Annotated in this window: 15 protein-coding genes; 12 read left to right on the top strand and 3 right to left on the bottom strand. The window is 37.0% G+C overall.

Annotated elements, in window-relative coordinates; all coding sequences use genetic code 11:
• Positions 1–223 precede the first annotated feature (223 nt).
• From E2R67_RS12190 to nqrM, 8 genes are all read left to right on the top strand, one after another.
• A complete protein-coding gene (locus E2R67_RS12190; protein WP_134291236.1) occupies positions 224–1,564 on the top strand; it encodes a Na(+)-translocating NADH-quinone reductase subunit A in 1,341 nt (446 codons plus the stop codon).
• Positions 1,565–1,566: 2 nt separating this feature from the next.
• A complete protein-coding gene (locus tag E2R67_RS12195) occupies positions 1,567–2,772 on the top strand; it encodes an NADH:ubiquinone reductase (Na(+)-transporting) subunit B (RefSeq protein WP_134291237.1) in 1,206 nt (401 codons plus the stop codon).
• A complete protein-coding gene (locus E2R67_RS12200; protein ID WP_134291238.1) occupies positions 2,765–3,544 on the top strand; it encodes a Na(+)-translocating NADH-quinone reductase subunit C in 780 nt (259 codons plus the stop codon). The genes E2R67_RS12195 and E2R67_RS12200 overlap by 8 nt, the downstream gene beginning before the upstream one ends.
• Positions 3,537–4,169, top strand: coding sequence for an NADH:ubiquinone reductase (Na(+)-transporting) subunit D (locus tag E2R67_RS12205; protein WP_134291239.1), 633 nt, complete (start codon positions 3,537–3,539; stop codon positions 4,167–4,169). Before E2R67_RS12200 ends, E2R67_RS12205 begins: the two co-directional genes overlap by 8 nt.
• A 5-nt stretch (positions 4,170–4,174) precedes the next feature.
• On the top strand, positions 4,175–4,783 hold the full coding sequence (gene nqrE / locus E2R67_RS12210; protein WP_134291240.1) for an NADH:ubiquinone reductase (Na(+)-transporting) subunit E: 609 nt from the start codon (positions 4,175–4,177) through the stop codon (positions 4,781–4,783).
• Positions 4,784–4,849: 66 nt separating this feature from the next.
• Entirely contained in the window at positions 4,850–6,073 is a 1,224-nt protein-coding gene (gene nqrF, locus E2R67_RS12215; protein ID WP_134291241.1) for an NADH:ubiquinone reductase (Na(+)-transporting) subunit F, read from the top strand.
• A gap of 5 nt (positions 6,074–6,078) precedes the next feature.
• The gene (locus tag E2R67_RS12220) at positions 6,079–7,107 is read left to right on the top strand and encodes an FAD:protein FMN transferase (RefSeq protein WP_134291242.1); all 1,029 of its coding nucleotides are present in this window, start codon (positions 6,079–6,081) and stop codon (positions 7,105–7,107) included.
• Between the two features lie 13 nt (positions 7,108–7,120).
• Positions 7,121–7,333, top strand: coding sequence for a (Na+)-NQR maturation NqrM (gene nqrM, locus E2R67_RS12225; RefSeq protein ID WP_445177043.1), 213 nt, complete (start codon positions 7,121–7,123; stop codon positions 7,331–7,333).
• Between the two features lie 44 nt (positions 7,334–7,377).
• On the opposite strand, the gene E2R67_RS12230 is transcribed toward nqrM, so the two are convergent.
• Positions 7,378–7,827, bottom strand: a complete 450-nt coding sequence (locus E2R67_RS12230) for a YaiI/YqxD family protein (protein ID WP_134291244.1) — start codon at positions 7,825–7,827, stop codon at positions 7,378–7,380.
• Between the two features lie 332 nt (positions 7,828–8,159).
• Between E2R67_RS12230 and cspE the strand changes: the two genes are divergently transcribed.
• Entirely contained in the window at positions 8,160–8,366 is a 207-nt protein-coding gene (cspE, locus tag E2R67_RS12235) for a transcription antiterminator/RNA stability regulator CspE (protein ID WP_019613006.1), read from the top strand.
• A 456-nt stretch (positions 8,367–8,822) separates the two neighbouring features.
• On the opposite strand, the gene E2R67_RS12240 is transcribed toward cspE, so the two are convergent.
• Positions 8,823–10,397, bottom strand: a complete 1,575-nt coding sequence (locus tag E2R67_RS12240) for a sensor histidine kinase (RefSeq protein WP_166739381.1) — start codon at positions 10,395–10,397, stop codon at positions 8,823–8,825.
• A 161-nt stretch (positions 10,398–10,558) separates the two neighbouring features.
• Between E2R67_RS12240 and E2R67_RS12245 the strand changes: the two genes are divergently transcribed.
• Entirely contained in the window at positions 10,559–11,785 is a 1,227-nt protein-coding gene (locus tag E2R67_RS12245) for a cystathionine gamma-synthase family protein (RefSeq protein ID WP_134291246.1), read from the top strand.
• 71 nt (positions 11,786–11,856) lie between these two features.
• Here E2R67_RS12245 and E2R67_RS12250 read toward each other — a convergent pair whose 3' ends face one another.
• Positions 11,857–12,237 carry an RNA recognition motif domain-containing protein gene (locus E2R67_RS12250; protein ID WP_134291247.1) on the bottom strand — a complete coding sequence of 127 codons (381 nt, stop codon included), beginning with the start codon at positions 12,235–12,237 and terminating at the stop codon, positions 11,857–11,859.
• A 305-nt stretch (positions 12,238–12,542) separates the two neighbouring features.
• Between E2R67_RS12250 and E2R67_RS12255 the strand changes: the two genes are divergently transcribed.
• Together E2R67_RS12255 and prfC are read left to right on the top strand one after the other, a co-directional pair.
• Positions 12,543–13,751: a multidrug effflux MFS transporter gene (locus E2R67_RS12255; RefSeq protein ID WP_134291248.1), complete on the top strand. Its 1,209-nt coding sequence runs from the start codon at positions 12,543–12,545 to the stop codon at positions 13,749–13,751.
• Positions 13,752–13,901: 150 nt separating this feature from the next.
• Complete coding sequence (gene prfC, locus E2R67_RS12260; RefSeq protein WP_134291249.1) at positions 13,902–15,488, top strand: peptide chain release factor 3; 1,587 nt, start codon at positions 13,902–13,904, stop codon at positions 15,486–15,488.
• The last annotated feature ends 47 nt before the right edge of the window (positions 15,489–15,535 follow it).

Here is a 15,535-nt window from a genome sequence, read left to right on the forward strand (position 1 = left end):
TGTTAACGAGAGTTCCATATTTTGTTACATGATTTCAATAAAAGTTTGAACTAACTACCGTTCAATTATTATTTGAGATAGTAATCAACCCCTCTCTAATGTTAATATTTGCAAGAATTTATTAGTGTGCATGTTAATCGTTTGTTAACTTTAAATTATTACATGTAATATTTTTTGCCGAAAGGCATCTAACCTATCTTTCCGTAACATAGTGCAAGAGAATATGATTACTATAAAAAAAGGACTGGATCTCCCAATATCAGGGGCTCCAGAGCAAGTTATTCAAAATGGCCCAGCCATTTCTGAAGTTGCTATACTGGGTGAAGAATACGTTGGTATGCGTCCATCAATGGCTGTTAAAGTCGGCGATGTTGTAAAAAAAGGACAAATTCTTTTTTCTGATAAGAAAAATGAAGGTGTGCATTTTACCGCTCCTGCGTCTGGTGTAGTTAAAGAAATTAATCGTGGTGCTAAGCGAGTATTGCAGTCTGTTGTTATATCTGTGCAAGGTAATGATTCAGTTCAATTTACTAAGTACGAAAGTAACCAGCTAGCAAGTCTTGAGCGCAGTCAAGTTGTTGATACTCTAGTGGAATCTGGTGCGTGGACTGCATTGCGTACTCGTCCATTTAGTAAAGTACCTGCAATTGATGCACAACCCGCTTCGATTTTCGTTACTGCAATGGATACTAACCCATTAGCTGCTGATGCTCCGCTTATTATTAATAATAACCGACAGGCTTTCACAGATGGTTTAGCGTTATTATCTAAGTTAACTGCTGGTAAAGTGTATGTCTGTAAAGGCAAAATCGCATTACCTAAGTCTGAAGTGAGCAATGTTGAAGAGAAAGTCTTCACTGGTGTTCATCCAGCTGGTTTAGCAGGGACACATATCCATTTTATTGATCCTGTTTCGGCAACGAAGCAAGTTTGGTCAATTAATTACCAAGACGTGATTGCGTTTGGTCAGTTATTTACAACAGGTGAACTTTACAGTGAGAAGGTCATTTCTCTAGCTGGTCCTGCTGTTTCAACCCCCCGTTTAGTGCGTACTGTTATGGGCGCCTCTACTGTTGAATTAACTGCTGGTGAATTAGTTGAAGGTCAAGTGCGTGTGATCTCTGGCTCTGTATTATGTGGTGTTACGGCTGTCGGCCCGCACGCATACTTAGGCCGTTACCATAACCAAATTTCAGCGTTAGTTGAAGGTTATGAGAAAGAGTTATTTGGCTGGGGAGCTCCTGGTTTAAATAAACACTCTGTTGCACGCGTATTCTTATCTGCGTTAAATCGCGCTAAGAAGTTTGCATTTACTACCACTACTGGCGGTAGTAATCGTGCAATGGTACCAATCGGTCAATATGAGCGTGTGATGCCACTTGATATTCTACCAACAGTATTATTACGCGACTTGATCGTCGGTGATACTGACGGTGCACAAACGTTAGGTTGCTTAGAATTAGATGAAGAAGATTTAGCATTATGTACTTATGCTTGCCCTGGCAAATATGAATACGGCTCAATCTTACGTAATTGTCTAAGTAAAATTGAGAAGGAAGGCTAACAATGGGTCTTAAAAGCTTAATTGAAAAAATGGAACCGCATTTCGAAGCAGGGGGCCGTTATGAAAAATGGTACGCTCTGTATGAAGCTGCTGCGACATTTTTTTATACTCCTGGTTATGTGACCAAAGGAATTACTCACGTACGTGATGGTATTGACCTTAAACGCATGATGATTTTTGTATGGTTAGCAACTTTTCCAGCTATGTTTTATGGCATGTACAACACTGGTGTACAAGCAAATGAAGCAATCATAGCGGGTTATTCTGCTTTAGATGATTGGCGCGTTGCTTTATTAAATACGCTGGGAGTGACCTTAGGTTCAGGCGCAAGTATTTTTGATAGCTTCCTTTACGGTGCTGCTTACTTCTTACCTATTTATGCAGTGACTTTTGTTGTCGGTGGATTTTGGGAAGTGTTATTTGCAAGTGTGCGTAAACATGAAGTAAATGAAGGTTTCTTCGTTTCATCTGTTTTATTTGCATTGATCGTACCTGCAACGATTCCTTTATGGCAAGTCGCGTTAGGTATTACTTTCGGTGTGGTTGTTGCTAAAGAAATCTTTGGTGGAACTGGCCGTAACTTCTTAAATCCTGCTTTAGCTGGTCGTGCTTTCCTCTTCTTTGCTTACCCTACAGATATTTCTGGTGATGCGGTTTGGACTGCGGTAGATGGCTTCTCTGGTGCCACATCATTAAGTGTGATGTCTCAAGGTGGATTAGAAGCGGTACAAGCAAACTTATCTTGGTTTGATGCCTTCATTGGTAACATGCAAGGTAGTGTTGGTGAAGTGTCTACATTGGCTATCTTAATTGGTGGTGCCTTTATTGTGATCACTGGGATTGCTTCATGGAGAATTATCTCTGGTGTGATGCTCGGTATGATTGCAACCTCTTTGTTATTTAATGTGATTGGTAGTGATACTAACCATATGTTCCAGTTACCTTGGTACTGGCATTTGGTAATGGGTGGTTTTGCCTTTGGTATGATCTTTATGGCAACGGACCCGGTATCGGCTTCATTTACTAATAAAGCTAAATGGTACTACGGTGGTTTAATCGGCTTAATGGTTGTATTAATTCGTGTTGTAAACCCTGCCTTCCCTGAAGGTATGATGTTAGCTATTTTATTCGCTAACTTATTTGCACCGTTGTTCGACTACTTTGTTGTACAAGGGAATATCAAACGGAGGCTAGCTCGTAATGTCTAATCAACAGGAAACATTCGGTAAAACGATGATTGTTGTACTAGCAGTGTGTCTAGTTTGTTCAATTATCGTTGCAGGGGCAGCCGTTGGCTTGCGCCCAATGCAGATTGCTAATAAAGAAATCGATAAGCAAAGTAATATCCTTGCGGTAGCTGGTTTAAAGACAGATAAAAGCGTGAAAGAAATCTTTGCGTCTAATATCGAAACTAAATTAGTTGACTTAGCAACGGGGGAATTTGCGACAGATGTTGACGCAAGTGCTTACGACCAACGTAAAGCAGCAAAAGATCCTGCTACTAGTATTAAACTAACTGCGGATCAAAATATTGCTAAAATTGGTCGACGTGCAAACTTAGCGACTGTTTATTTAGTCTCTGATGATAATGGTCAATTGCAACGCATTATTTTACCTGTGCATGGCGCTGGTTTATGGTCAACAATGTATGCATTTGTTGCCATTAAAGCTGACGGCAATACCATTGATGCAATTACTTACTATGACCAAGGTGAAACACCTGGGTTAGGTGGTGAAGTTCAAAATCCTCGCTGGCGTGGACTCTTTGTTGGTAAAGAGTTATTTGATGCCAATGGAAACCCTGCTATTAAAATTGTTAAAGGACAAGCTGCTGCTGGTTCTAAGCATGAAGTTGATGGGCTATCTGGCGCAACACTAACTAGTGTTGGTGTTGAGCATACCTTTACTTTCTGGTTAGGTGAGCAAGGGTTTGGTCCATTTCTTAGCAAAGTTCGTGAAGGAGCGCTAAACAATGGCTAAATCAAGTGAATTAAAAGAAGTATTAACTTCTCCCGTAGTAAGCAATAACCCAATTGCACTGCAAATTCTAGGTGTGTGTTCTGCATTAGCGGTAACAGCAACGTTAGAAACGGCTGTTGTAATGACGTTAGCGGTATTGTTTGTAACAGCATTCTCTAACTTGTTCATTTCGATGATCCGTAACTATATTCCTAACAGTGTGCGTATCATCGTGCAAATGGCTATTATTGCTTCGTTAGTTATCTTAGTTGACCAAGTACTTCGTGCATATGCATATGGTTTATCTACGCAGTTATCTGTTTATGTTGGCCTAATCATTACAAACTGTATTGTAATGGGGCGTGCAGAAGCATTTGCAATGAAAAACAAACCATTTGCAAGCTTTATGGATGGTATCGGTAATGGTTTAGGTTACGGCCTTATCCTTGTGTTAGTAGGCGGTTTCCGTGAGCTATTTGGTTCAGGTGCATTATTTGGATTTGAAATCTTACCGTTAATTTCTAATGGCGGCTGGTATCAAGGCAATGGTCTATTATTATTACCTCCTAGTGCTTTCTTTATTATTGGTGGCATTATCTGGGCAATTCGAACAATTAAACCAGAGCAAGTTGAGCCAAAGGAGTAATTTGAATGGAACATTATCTTAGTTTATTTGTGCGTTCTATTTTCATGGAAAATATGGCACTCGCTTTCTTTTTAGGCATGTGTACTTTTCTTGCTGTATCAAAGAAAGTTAAAACATCTATGGGTCTTGGTATCGCGGTTATCGTGGTATTAGGTATTTCGGTACCTGTTAACCAAATTATCTACTTCAACTTATTAGCACCTGGTGCATTAGGTTGGGCTGGATTTCCTGAAGCGGACTTAAGCTTTTTAGGCTTTATCACTTTTATCGGTGTTATTGCTGCTTTAGTGCAAATCTTGGAAATGGTATTAGATAAGTACTTCCCATCTTTATACCAAGCGTTAGGTATCTTCTTACCGCTTATTACTGTTAACTGTGCCATCTTTGGTGGTGTATCGTTTATGGTTCAACGTGAGTATAACTTACTTGAGTCTGCGGTTTACGGTATTGGTAGTGGTGTGGGTTGGACACTTGCAATTGTTGCTCTCGCAGGTATTCGCGAAAAAATGAAATACTCTGACGTGCCTGATGGTTTACGTGGGTTAGGTATTACATTTGTAACTGCAGGTTTAATGGCGTTAGGTTTTATGTCATTTTCTGGTATCCAGCTGTAACTATTATTGTTTTAGCTTAGATGAATTCGGGGGAGTTGATTCCCCCTCAAAACAAGGAAAAGGTCGATGGAAATATTTCTCGGCGTTGCCATGTTTACAATTATCGTTTTAGCCTTGGTCGTTATTATTTTATCGGCAAAAGCAAAACTTGTAAGCACGGGTGATATTACAATTTCTATTAATGACGATGCTGATAAAAGCATTAAAACCCAAGCCGGTGGTAAGTTACTAGGTGCATTAGCGAATGCTGGCGTATTTGTTTCTTCTGCATGTGGTGGTGGTGGTACTTGTGGCCAGTGTCGTGTGAAAATTAAATCTGGTGGTGGTGATATTCTGCCTACTGAACTTGATCACATTACTAAACGTGAAGCAAATGATGGTGAACGTTTATCTTGTCAGGTTAATGTTAAAGAAGACATGGACATCGAGTTACCAGAAGAAATCTTTGGTGTTAAGAAGTGGGAATGTACTGTTATTTCTAATGGTAACGAAGCGACTTTCATTAAAGAGCTTAAATTGCAAATTCCTGATGGTGAATCAGTACCGTTTAAAGCGGGTGGTTACATTCAAATTGAAGCGCCTGCTCATCATATCAAATACAAAGATTTTGATATTGAAGAACAGTACCGTGGCGACTGGGAACACTTTAAATTCTTTGATTTAGAATCAAAAGTTGATGAAGAGACAATCCGTGCTTATTCAATGGCTAACTACCCTGGTGAAGAAGGGATTATCATGCTTAACGTGCGTATTGCTACGCCGCCACCGCGTGATCTGTCTTTACCATGTGGTAAAATGTCATCGTTCATCTTTAGTTTGAAGCCTGGTGATAAAGTGACAATTTCAGGTCCATTTGGTGAATTCTTCGCTAAAGAAACTGAAAATGAAATGGTATTTGTTGGTGGAGGTGCTGGTATGGCGCCAATGCGTTCACATATCTTCGACCAATTCCGTCGCTTAAAAACAAAACGTAAAGCAAGTTTCTGGTACGGTGCGCGTTCTAAACGTGAAATGTTCTATGTTGAAGATTTTGATGCAATCGCTGCTGAAAATGAAAACTTTGAATGGCATGTTGCATTGAGTGACCCACAACCTGAAGATAACTGGGATGGTTACACTGGCTTCATTCACAATGTTTTATTCGAGAACTATTTAAAAGATCATGAAGCTCCAGAAGATTGTGAGTTCTACATGTGTGGTCCTCCAGTAATGAATGCTGCTGTAATCGCTATGCTTAAAGATTTAGGCGTAGAAGACGAAAACATCTTACTTGATGACTTTGGCGGTTAACCCTGATGTTTAACTCATCAATTAAATGGCTAGCCTTAGTAGGGTTAGCCTTTTTTATTTCATCGTGTTCAAAACCTGAATCGCAGTTATTGCAATTTCAGGGTAAAACTATGGGCACTTACTATCATATTAAATATGTTTTATCAGATGAGCAGTTAGCGCAAAAAGCATTATTAGAGAAGCAATTACAAGTAGAGGTTGATAAGCAGTTAGAATTGGTTAATGACCAAATGTCGACCTATCGTCCTCAGTCAGAATTATCTTTATTTAATAAAAGCTCTGATTCTTATGAAGTTTCAGATGCAACCATCAAAGCCGTTAAAAAAGCATTGTCTCTCTATGAGCAAACTGGCGGTGCATTTGATGTAACTGTGGGGCCATTGGTCAATTTGTGGGGCTTTGGTCCAGATAAAAAACCATATAAAGTACCTAGTGATGCATTAATAGAAAGAACTAAACAAAAAGTGGGGAGTCAATACTTATCCATACAAGGTAATAAATTAATTAAGAGTAAACCAGAGCTCTATGTTGATTTGTCATCTATTGCTAAAGGTTATGGTGTCGATAGTGTCGCTGAGTTGCTTTCTGAAAAGGGCATTACCAATTACTTGGTTGATATTGGCGGAGAGCTTAGAGTTCAAGGTACTAAGTTAAATAATCAAGATTGGACTTTAGCTATCGAACGTCCAGGGTTAGGGCAGAATGTTCAGCGTTTATTGAACATAGGTGATAATGCGATTGCTACTTCTGGGGACTATCGTAATTATTTTGAATTTGATGGTATTCGTTATTCACATACTATTGACCCAAGCACTGGCAAGCCTATCAGTCATAAACTAGTTTCTGTTACTGTGATTGATAAAAGCAGTATGGTTGCAGATGGTTTAGCAACTGCAATTACTGTTTTAGGGCCTGAAAAAGGTTTTGCATTTGCGGCTAAGTTAAAGCAGCCTGTGTTTTTACTAGTTAAGCAAGGTGATAGCTTTAAAGAGTTATTTACTCCTGAATTTGAACCATTCTTTGTAGAGGAATAATATGATCTATTTTATGGCTACATTTATAGTATTTCTGTTAGTTATTGTCGGCATGTCTATTGGTTATATTATAAATCAAAAGACAATTGGCGGTAGTTGTGGGGGATTAGCGTCGGTTGGAATCGATAAAGAATGTGATTGCCCAGAACCATGCGATAACCGAAAAGAAAAAGAAGCAAAAGCATTACGCACACAAAAGTTACAAGCAGAGACTCGAATTATTTAAAGGTTTGGAACGCTTACTTTTGATGACAAAAGGTAGTGAAAACACTACCTTTTTGCTTTTTGTAACCAACGATCTAATGAGTTGGCGAAATTTTGTTTATCTCTGTCGGAAAATTTATTCGGCCCGCCACTAATCTGACCTACACTACGTAATTCTTCAGCTAAATTACGCATAGCTAAGCGTTGTCTTACATTATCTGCTGTATATAATTCACCTCGAGGGTTTAGCGCGATAATGCCTTTCTCCACAAGCTCTGCGGCAAGTGGGATATCCTGTGTTATAACAAGATCGTTTAATTCAACATGTTGGCTTATGTAATTATCTGCGACATCAAAACCCTGCGATACTTGTATTGTCTTTACTAGCGCTGTTCTTTTCACTGGCAAAGGGGAATTGGCAACAAAAACAAGTGCTGTTTGAGTTCTATCACTTGCCCTTAATACCATTTCTCTTACTGATACTGGACAAGCATCAGCATCTATCCAAATTGTCATATCACCCCCTGTTATGTTGTCTTGATCATATCATAAATTAAACAGTGAGAATTAATTTTAAAAATTTATTGTTAATAATGGTTTGATTAATAAAGAGTTTTTATGTTTACATGTAAATTTTTAATGTTTTTTTTATATTTTGACTAAATAGCTATTGACACGCTTTTAAACCTATATATAATATTTTTTAGCTTGAAAGTTCGTTTTATATTTATGTACTTTGTTCCGTATTAATGTACCGAATCCTATACATCATAAGTAATAGCAACACTTCTAGCCAACTGCCTTGATTTCAAGGTTAAAAATTACTCAAAAATTATTAGGATATACACATGTCTACTACTACTGGTACAGTTAAATGGTTCAACGAATCTAAAGGTTTTGGTTTCATCGAGCAAGAAAACGGCCCTGACGTTTTCGCACATTTCTCTGCTATCGCAAGCACTGGTTTTAAAACTCTTGCTGAAGGCCAAAAAGTACAGTTCACTGTAACTCAAGGTCAAAAAGGTCCTCAAGCAGAAAACATCGTAGCTCTTTAATATTGCTTCGATGAGCATTTAATGCTCATTCTGATTGAAAAAAAGGTGGGTTACTGACTTGCCTTTTTTTATGCCTAAAATAAAGTAAATCCCTACAGCTTCCAATCTTATAATTTCATCCTCATCTAATACCAATCACGATAAGTATCTTATCTATTTTACTGACTAAAACAGCCCACTTCTTCGTTATACTTTTATTTTGAAGATATCGTAAAGAGAACAGCCATTAAAGTATTAAAGTGTTTTACTTCATACTGTAGATAGAGGGTTAACCTTTGGAAGGCGTCAATTTACGCCTTGAATTGAACTGTTTTTTCTTCGTAAAATTTAAATAACATATTTAACGCAATCGGTATAACTAAAAGACTAATTAATAACATATTGAAATTGTTAACTAAGTTATGACCACATAGCTAATATGCGGTTTTTCTTTACATTCTCCGTAGTCTTTAGGTTTTATAAAAGTGGTAATCTAACTGTAAAGACTGTTCCTTTGCCTATTTCACTGGTTACTTTTATGTCGCCTTTATGCTGATGAATGATTGAATAACTTATCGATAACCCCAAGCCAGTTCCTTTACCTAATGGTTTAGTCGTATAAAAAGGAGTAAATATTTCATTGATCTTAGTAGGATCAATACCACAACCCGTATCCGATATTTGTATATATAAATTATTTTTTTGTACATGTGCTTTCATAAACACAATTTTATTTCTTGATGTTTCAACTGAGTCTTTTGCATTAATCAATAAATTGATTAGTACCTGTTCAATTTGTATTTTATTACAAAATAAAGCAGGAAGAGAGGGGGGAATAACTTGTCTAAGCTCTACACCATCTTGTTTATATTGGTTAATGATGATTGCCATAACATTATCAAAAATACTTGATGTTTTTTCTTCTTTATAATTATCAAGCTCTGTATCTCTACCAAAACTACCAACTTGTTTTACTATTTTTTCAATCCGATCTACTTGATTAACTATTGCTTTAAAACTTTTTTCCACTAAATGATAATTTTCATGTAACAAGTTGTTCTGACACATTTCTGTATGAATGCAAATGACTTGTAATGGTTGATTAATTTCATGGGCAACACCTGCCGCTATTTCACCCAGAGAAGCGAGTTTATTTGATTGGATTAACTTTGCTTCACTATGTTTAAATTCATCGTCTATACGCTTTAATTCTTCTTCTTTCTCTTTGATATTATTTTGCATTAGATAATAGAGACTTAGTAACTTCACCGTTAGTGCTGCTAAGAAAGAAATAAGCACTGTAAATATAAGGAAAAGCTCTTTATCTCTAGGGGTGATACTTGACCAAATTGTTAATTTCCATGTGCGATCATAAATAGTCAGATCAAATTTATCGAAAATATCGTCAATATGCATATTTTTAGGTAATGAACTAAAAATAGTCATGCCATCTTCAGATAGAGAAAAAGGTTTTGTTATTTGAAAGGTATCTATTTTGTGGCGTAATAATTTGTCTATATTCATCGAAACTTCAACGTAAGCCACTATTTTTGATTCTATTAACACTGGAAATTGTAAATTAAATGTTTTTTGAGTTGCATAAGTATGATTCATGCGGCCACTATAAACATGGCTTGAATTCAATTTTTCTGCGTCTAAAGGCAAATGGCTTCGGTTACGTAACTGCCTTTTTCTATCGCTTTCTAATTCTGAATTGATTATATCATTAGAGGGCAATTTGAATTTTTTATAGTCTGTAAGTGGAAAAAATTTTATACCCTCAATAAAAGGATTAATTTTTTTAAGCTTGTCTGTATCACTTAACCAATATTGGTTAATGTCATCAATGTTACGCCAGCGATTAATTGTGAGCAGAATTTGTGCAGCATCACCTTGTAGTTTGATTTGCAAATTATGTTTAATTGCCTGACTTTCAATTTTAAGGTTCTGGTGTTGGAACTGTTTTTCTTTTTGAGTTAATTGAAATGAAATTAGATACGCAAAACATAATCCAATTACAAAAACAAAAATACTGTATATATTTGATTTCAACATATTTCCTTAAGACGCATGATGCTATATGTAACTATATTAGGCATAATAGACAAATTGAAGTGATATTAACTCACAACAACTATATTAGGCATAGTACACAAATTGAAGTGATTTTAGATCAAAGAAATTATTATTTAGATTATAAGCAAGGAATTGAGATGTCAGCGTTAGGTTTTACTACAAAGGTCGTGCATTCAGATCATCAATTAGGTTTAGAAGCTGGAGCGGTGCATGCGCCTATTCATAATTCTGTGCCATACGGTTTTGAAGATGTTCAAGGATTGATTGATGTATTCCAAGGGCAGCCGGGTCATGCTTATGCTCGCTCTTCAACTCCTACCTTAGATGCGTTATGTAAAAAAATTCAAAAAATTGATAATGGTGTTGCCACTGCCGTTTTCTCTTCCGGTATGTCAGCGATTGTTGCTACTTTTTTAACGCTATTAAAAGCGGGCGACCATTTAATCTGTAGCCGTTTTCTATTTGGTAATACAACTTCATTATTAACAACACTTCAAGGTTACGATATTGAGGTGACCTTAGTTGATGCAACTGATATTCAAGCCGTGGAAACTGCCTTACAAGTAAATACAAAAATGGTATTTGTTGAAACCATTGCTAACCCTGTTACTCAAGTAAGTGCGTTAGTCGAAATCGGTGATTTCTGTGAACAAAAAGGCTTGGTTTATGTGATTGATAATACGATCACATCAAGCTACTTATTTAATGCAAGTAAAGTAAAAGCGAGCTTAATTACTACCTCATTGTCAAAATACGTTGCTGGACATGGTAACGCAATGGGGGGCTCAGTGACTGATACTGGCTTATTTAACTGGGAAAAGTATCCAAATATTTATGAAGGTTACCGTAAAGGTGACAGTAAATTGTGGGGTATTAGTCAAATTAAGAAAAAAGGGCTACGTGATATGGGGGCTTGTTTAAGCTCTCAAGGCGCACATCTTATTTCAGTTGGTAGTGAAACCATGGAACTTCGTATGGATCGCCAGGCTGTTAATACAATGGCACTTGCTGAATTACTACAAGCTCATCCCAAAATTGCGAAAGTTTATTACCCAGGATTGGTTGATCACCCTCAGCATCAAAGAGCAAAAGAATTATTCAATGGCTTTGGGGCTTTATTAAGCTTTGATCTCATTGATGGTATCGATTGCTGCGAGTTTTTAAATAAACTAAATCTTGTGATTAGTGCAACGCACTTAGGTGATAACCGCACATTAGCCTTGCCGGTTGCGCCTACTATTTATTTTGAGATGGGATTAAAGTTACGACAAGAGATGGGGATTAGTGAAAACATGATCCGTTGTTCTGTGGGTATTGAAAATACTGCTGATTTAATTGCAGACTTTGAACAAGCATTGGCTTAATACTTAAAATGTTTAGACAATAAAAAAAGAGGCATTACGCCTCTTTTTTTGTTTCTTTATTAACTAAAGTATTAATCCTTTACTGAACCCCATACGTCTTTAGTATCTACCATTTCAGACGCTGATTCTGGCTTTGCTATTGTTTGTTTCTTTTCTGCTTTTGGTGTCGCTTTTACTTCTGCCGTTGCGGCATCAACTTGCTCTTCACCTTTTTTCACTTCCGCTTTTTTTACTCGAATTAAATTACCCGCTAATTTATAACCGTTTAATTGTTTGATTGCCGCTTTCGCTTCGCCTACTTTGGGCATTTCTATAAATGCGAAGCCTTTTGATGCACCTGTTTCTTTGTCTAATACAAGGTTGCAGGATTGAATGCTACCGTGCTCTTTAAATAAGGTTAATAATTTTTCTTCTGTTGTTGCTTTAGCAAGGTTACGCACTAATAATTTCATTGGGAGCCTACTTATTGGAATAATTATTAGCATTTTAACAGGAACGCTCTAAAGCGTATTGTTTAAATGCATTATTTTAAGTGTTGAAATAAGTGACCATGATTAGTTTTTGTTTTTATCTGTCTATCGTATTAACTGTTAACCTGAATTTAACCTTTTTGATGTTATTCTATAGCCAGGTAAAAAGAACGTTTATTGTAATTCGCTATAGCGTTAAAATACTCATTTAAAAGATCATTAATATCATAAATTCTTAATTTTACTCTGTATCCTGTACAGCTTAAAAATTCTACTGGAGTCTCAACTTGAAGCAAAAACAACCTCTATTAGGGAAAACAGGCACCTTGTTTTTTTTAGTCATTATTAGTGCTTTTCCACCCCTTACCATTGATCTTTATTTACCTGCACTACCTACAATGGTTGAAATATTAAACACTAATCAGACCATGGTAAATCTGACATTAAGTGCTTATTTTGTAACTTATGCTATCGGGTTGCTTTTTTGGGGGCCGCTAAGTGAAAAATTTGGCCGTAAACCCGTTTTATTAACAGGTATTTCTGTTTATGTTATTGCGAGCTTATGTTGTGCTTTATCGAGTAATGTAGAGTCTTTGATTTTGTCTCGTATTCTGCAAGCTTTTGGTGGTAGTGCCGTGACTGTTGTGGCCACTGCAATTGTTAAAGATCTTTTTGATGGTAGAGAGCGTGAAAAAATCATGGCCACGATCATGTCATTAGTGATCATTGCTCCTATGATTGCACCTGTGCTGGGGGCATTCTTATTAAAGTTTTATTCTTGGCATATGATGTTTGTCGCGTTAGCTATTTTTGGCGGACTCACTGGGTTGTTTGCTTTGTGCTACAAAGAAACCTTGGTGTCTCGCTATTCTGGATCAATGTTGCGTTCATGGGGACGCTTAGCCGTAGTATTGAAAAATCCTAAATTTGTTTCTTTATTATGCATTTTTTCAATTGTACCTATGGTGTTAATGGCTTTCTTAGCTTCGGGCTCTTATATTTATATCAATGATTTTGGATTAACAGAGCAAGAATTTAGTTATGCTTTTGCCTTTAATGCTTTTTGTGCGTCTTTTGGGCCGACTATTTATATTCAGTTATCTAAGCTGGTTTCTGTTCAAAAAATAATTACATTGTGTTTTGTTCTGCTTATTGTTTGCGGTTTACTCACCTATAACATTGGATATTTATCACCTTGGTTTTTTGCTTTTATCGCAGGTCCAGCGACTCTGTGTGTTATTGCAATGCGTATTCCCGGAACGAATTTGATGTTAGACCAGCAGGACACAGATACTGGTTCAGTGGTTGCTATTATTCAATTTTCAAGCATGATTTGTGGAGCATTAGGGATGACGCTGGTTTCATTACGCCCTGAATCCTTGATTGAAAATCTTGCAACTATTCAATTCTCCATTGGTATTATCGGCGGCACTTTGTGGTTTCTTGCTAAAAATAAACCCCATGTTTCAGAGAAGCTTGTTAAAATGACCGATTAGAATTATTTAATGGCTAAGCTGTAATAGAAAATGAATTAATTGTCTCAATTTGTTATAGTTCAGCCAAATTTATAAACCACTCATTTTCGCAAAGCATAAAGAGACACATCATTTACAGATGCTTGTGTCGATATTAAGAGAAAACTAAAAATGGCAGACGCTAAGTTTCTAGAAGCCGTCAATTGTAGACGCACATTCGCAATCATTTCACATCCAGATGCGGGTAAAACAACAATTACTGAAAAAGTACTTTTATTCGGGAATGCGTTACAAAAAGCGGGGACTGTTAAAGGTAAAAAATCAGGTCAACATGCAAAATCTGATTGGATGGAAATGGAAAAAGATCGTGGTATTTCTATTACGACTTCGGTAATGCAATTTCCTTACAATAATGGTTTGGTTAATTTACTTGATACACCGGGACATGAAGATTTCTCGGAAGATACTTACCGTACTTTGACTGCAGTAGATTCTTGTTTGATGGTTATTGATGCTGCAAAAGGTGTAGAGCAACGTACTATCAAACTAATGGAAGTCACGCGTTTACGTGATACGCCTATTATAACTTTCATGAACAAATGTGACCGTGATACACGCGATCCAGTTGATTTAATGGATGAAGTTGAAGATGTACTTAATATTGCTTGTGCGCCGATCACTTGGCCAATTGGGATGGGTAAAGAGTTCAAAGGTGTTTATCATCTATTGCGCGATGAAGTGATTTTATATGAATCAGGTCAAGGCCATATGATTCAAGAAGTACGTATTATTAAAGGGCTAGATAACCCTGAGTTGGATAAAGTACTGCCAAATCACGCAGAAGATTTACGTGAAGAAATGGAACTTGTATTAGGTGCTTCTAATGAGTTTGATTTAGACATGTTTCTTGCTGGTGAATTAACACCTGTTTATTTTGGTACCGCATTAGGTAACTTTGGTGTTGACCATGTATTAGATGGATTAGTGGAATGGGCGCCAAAACCACTTCCTAGAGAAACGGTTCAGCGTATTGTTCAACCAACTGAAGAAACCTTTTCTGGTTTCATTTTTAAAATTCAAGCGAATATGGATCCAAAACATCGTGACCGTATTGCCTTTATGCGCGTTTGTTCCGGCAAGTACGAAAAAGGCATGAAAATGCATCATGTACGTACTGGTAAAATGGTCAGTATTTCTGATGCTGTTACTTTTATGGCTGGTGATCGAACCGCGTCTGAAGAATCATTTTCTGGTGATATTATTGGCTTACACAACCATGGCACGATTCAAATTGGTGACACATTTACGACAGGTGAAGAACTTAAGTTTACTGGTATTCCGAACTTTGCACCTGAAATGTTCCGTCGTATTCGTCTAAAAGACCCTTTAAAACAGAAACAATTATTAAAAGGTTTGATGCAATTATCAGAAGAGGGCGCAGTGCAAGTATTCCGTCCTCTACGCAGCAATGATTTAATTGTTGGTGCTGTTGGTGTGCTGCAGTTTGAAGTAGTTGTACAACGCTTAAAATCAGAATATAAAGTAGATGCGATCTACGAAGGGATCAGCGTAGCAACTGCGCTATGGGTTGATTGTGATGATCCTATTAAAATGGCTGAGTTTGAGAAAAAAGCGTACGATAATTTAGCATTAGATGGCAGTAATAATTTAACGTATGTTGCACCGACTATGGTGAACTTAAATCTAGCGATTGAGCGTTATCCTGATGTACGTTTCCGTAAAACACGCGAACATTAATATCAGCAAATAATGATATGATTAAAGCGTCTACGGGCGCTTTTTTT

This window comes from Psychromonas algicola, from assembly GCF_004378355.1.
Lineage (GTDB): Bacteria > Pseudomonadota > Gammaproteobacteria > Enterobacterales > Psychromonadaceae > Psychromonas.

Bases quoted from the DNA above. Each gene is read 5' to 3' on its own strand.
- E2R67_RS12250 (WP_134291247.1), bottom strand. From the start codon at position 12,237: ATGAAATTATTAGTGCGTAACCTTGCTAAAGCAACAACAGAAGAAAAA.
- nqrE (WP_134291240.1), top strand. From the start codon at position 4,175: ATGGAACATTATCTTAGTTTATTTGTGCGTTCTATTTTCATGGAAAAT.
- cspE (WP_019613006.1), top strand. From the start codon at position 8,160: ATGTCTACTACTACTGGTACAGTTAAATGGTTCAACGAATCTAAAGGT.
- E2R67_RS12200 (WP_134291238.1), top strand. From the start codon at position 2,765: ATGTCTAATCAACAGGAAACATTCGGTAAAACGATGATTGTTGTACTA.
- E2R67_RS12245 (WP_134291246.1), top strand. From the start codon at position 10,559: ATGTCAGCGTTAGGTTTTACTACAAAGGTCGTGCATTCAGATCATCAA.
- E2R67_RS12205 (WP_134291239.1), top strand. From the start codon at position 3,537: ATGGCTAAATCAAGTGAATTAAAAGAAGTATTAACTTCTCCCGTAGTA.
- E2R67_RS12195 (WP_134291237.1), top strand. From the start codon at position 1,567: ATGGGTCTTAAAAGCTTAATTGAAAAAATGGAACCGCATTTCGAAGCA.
- E2R67_RS12190 (WP_134291236.1), top strand. From the start codon at position 224: ATGATTACTATAAAAAAAGGACTGGATCTCCCAATATCAGGGGCTCCA.
- nqrF (WP_134291241.1), top strand. From the start codon at position 4,850: ATGGAAATATTTCTCGGCGTTGCCATGTTTACAATTATCGTTTTAGCC.
- prfC (WP_134291249.1), top strand. From the start codon at position 13,902: ATGGCAGACGCTAAGTTTCTAGAAGCCGTCAATTGTAGACGCACATTC.
- E2R67_RS12230 (WP_134291244.1), bottom strand. From the start codon at position 7,827: ATGACAATTTGGATAGATGCTGATGCTTGTCCAGTATCAGTAAGAGAA.
- nqrM (WP_445177043.1), top strand. From the start codon at position 7,121: ATGGCTACATTTATAGTATTTCTGTTAGTTATTGTCGGCATGTCTATT.
- E2R67_RS12220 (WP_134291242.1), top strand. From the start codon at position 6,079: ATGTTTAACTCATCAATTAAATGGCTAGCCTTAGTAGGGTTAGCCTTT.